The following is a 2,653-nucleotide window of genomic DNA, read 5'->3' on the forward strand; positions in this document are numbered from 1 at the left end:
CGGCGACGCCCGTGGTGGCCACGCCGACGTCGGCGCCCAGGGCCGCCCGGGCGCCGAGGGCCATCCGTCGGGCCACGTCCGCGTCCACCGCCCCGACCCGCGTGAGCAGGTCCTCGGGCACACCCAGCAGGCCGGTCTTCACGGCGTTCTGGTAGGCCACCACGCCACCGTGCAGCACGGCCGACGCCCCGGGGACGTCGGCCAGGCGCGCGGCCAGCAGGCCGGCGGTGAGGGACTCCCCCGTCGCCACCGTGCGGCCCGCGTGCGCGAGCGCGTGCACCACGTCCTGGGCGCCTGCCATGGTCATCGCCTCAGGCCCCCCGCTGGGCGGCGAGGGCGTCCCGCCGCAGGACCCACGCGTCCTTGACGTACTCCAGGCCGGTCAGCACCGTCAGCACGGTGGCGGCCCCGATGACCACCCAGCCGGCCCACGGCCACCAGCCGCCCACGACCGGGGCCAAGGGCAGGAGCAGCAGGCCGATGCCCACGGTCTGCAGCACGGTCTTGAGCTTGCCGCCGCGGCCGGCCGGCATCACGCCGTAGCGGATCACCACGAAGCGCATCAGGGTGATGCCCCATTCGCGCACCAGGATCACGATGGTCACCCACCACCACAGCTCCCCCAGCAGGGAGAACAGCACGAGGGCCGTGCCCGTGAGCAGCTTGTCCGCGATGGGGTCCGCGATCTTGCCGAAGTCGGTGATCAACCCGCGGGCGCGGGCGATGTCCCCGTCGAGCTTGTCGGTGTACATGGCCGCCGCGAACAGCGCCAGCGCGAGCCACCGGGCGACGAGCGAGTCACCGCCCCACGGCCCGCCGACCCACAGCGCCCAGGCGAAGAAGGGCACCATCAGGATGCGCACCGAGGTCAGGATGTTCGGCAGGTTCCAGGCGGACACGCGCTGCGCCCCGCCCGCCGCGCTCATCTGCCCGTCAGCTGCCACGCGTCCTCCGATCCCTCATCATCGTCCTCGTCGTTCCAGTCCACGGCGGCCGGGCGCGAGTCCAGGTCCTCCTGCACCAGGTCGCGCGGAGCGGCCGACGCCGAGGCGTCGCCGTCGCCGGTTCCGGCCGAGGCGTCGCCGTCGCCGGAGGTGGCCGAGGGCGGGGTGTCTCCGGAGATGGTGGCGAGCACGTCCGCGAGGTCGTCGGGCTTGACCAGCACGTCGCGGGCCTTGGAGCCCTCGGAGGGGCCCACGACGCCGCGGGACTCCATGAGGTCCATGAGGCGGCCGGCCTTCGCGAAGCCCACCCGCAGCTTGCGCTGCAGCATGGACGTGGAGCCGAACTGCGTGGTGACCACGAGTTCGACGGCCTGCAGGAGCAGGTCCAGGTCGTCGCCGATGTCCTCGTCGATGACCTTCTCGGTCTTCTCGGGGATCACGTCCGCGCGGTACTGGACCTGCATCTGCGACTTCACGTGCTCCACGACGGCGTGGATCTCGGACTCGTTGACCCACGCCCCCTGCACGCGCATGGGCTTGGACTTGCCCATCGGCAGGAACAGGGCGTCGCCCTGGCCGAGCAGCTTCTCCGCGCCGGGCTGGTCCAGGACCACGCGGGAGTCCGTGACCGACGACGTCGCGAACGCCATGCGCGAGGGCACGTTGGCCTTGATCAGGCCCGTGACCACGTCCACGGACGGCCGCTGCGTGGCGAGCACGAGGTGGATGCCGGCCGCACGGGCCAGCTGGGTGATGCGCACGATCGCGTCCTCGACGTCGCGCGGGGCGACCATCATCAGGTCCGCGAGCTCATCCACGATGACCAGCAGGTACGGGTACGGGCGCAGCACGCGCTTGGAGTCCGGCGGCAGCTTCACCTGGCCGGCCCGGACGGCCTTGTTGAAGTCGTCCACGTGCTTGTAGCCGAACGCCGCGAGGTCGTCGTAGCGGGTGTCCATCTCCTTGACGACCCACTGCAGCGCCTCGGCCGCCTTCTTCGGGCTCGTGATGATCGGGGTGACCAGGTGGGGCACGCCCTCGTACGCGGTGAGCTCGACGCGCTTGGGGTCCACCATCACCATGCGCACCTCGTCCGGGGTGGAGCGCATGAGGATCGAGGTGATCATCGAATTCACGAACGAGGACTTGCCGGCGCCGGTGGCGCCCGCCACGAGCATGTGGGGCATCTTCGCGAGGTTGGCCACCACGTAGCCGCCCTCCACGTCCTTGCCGACGCCCATCACCATCGGGTGGTCGGTGCGCTGGGCGGCCTGCGAGCGCAGGACGTCGCCGAGGGCCACGACCTCCTTGTCCGTGTTGGGGATCTCGATGCCGATCGCGCGCTTGCCCGGGATGGGGCTGAGGATCCGCACGTCCGAGGAGGCCACCGCGTACGCGATGTTCTTCTCCAGCGCCGTCACCTTCTCCACCTTGGTGCCGGGGGCGACCTCGACCTCGTAGCGCGTCACCGTCGGCCCGCGGGAGAACCCGGTGACCTGGGCGTCCACCTTGAACTCGGTGAACGTGGTGGTCAGCGCGGCGACGACCCGGTCGTTGGCCTCGGAGCGCTCCTTCGGCTGGGGCCCGGCCGGGAGCAGGGCCGACTGCGGCAGCGTGTAGGACACGTCCCCGCCCAGCTCGGACTGGGTGCCGCGGGCCGGCTCGGCGGTCACCGGCGGCACCGGCGCGGGGGTGCTGGCGGGCACGGC

Annotated in this window: 3 protein-coding genes; all 3 read right to left on the reverse strand. The window is 71.9% G+C overall.

The features are described 5' to 3' along the window. On the reverse strand, nucleotides 1–301 hold a 301-nt coding region (locus tag HMPREF3105_RS09210), incomplete at its 3' end, for a CinA family protein (RefSeq protein WP_246830361.1). 10 nt (nucleotides 302–311) lie between these two features. Continuing rightward, entirely contained in the window at nucleotides 312–926 is a 615-nt protein-coding gene (locus tag HMPREF3105_RS09215) for a CDP-alcohol phosphatidyltransferase family protein (protein WP_044658592.1), read from the reverse strand. Next, on the reverse strand, nucleotides 923–2,653 hold a 1,731-nt coding region (locus HMPREF3105_RS09220), incomplete at its 5' end, for a DNA translocase FtsK (protein ID WP_246830362.1). The genes HMPREF3105_RS09215 and HMPREF3105_RS09220, both read right to left, overlap by 4 nt.

The organism is Micrococcus sp. HMSC31B01 (genome assembly GCF_001816085.1).
Classification (GTDB): Bacteria; Actinomycetota; Actinomycetes; order Actinomycetales; family Micrococcaceae; genus Micrococcus; species Micrococcus luteus.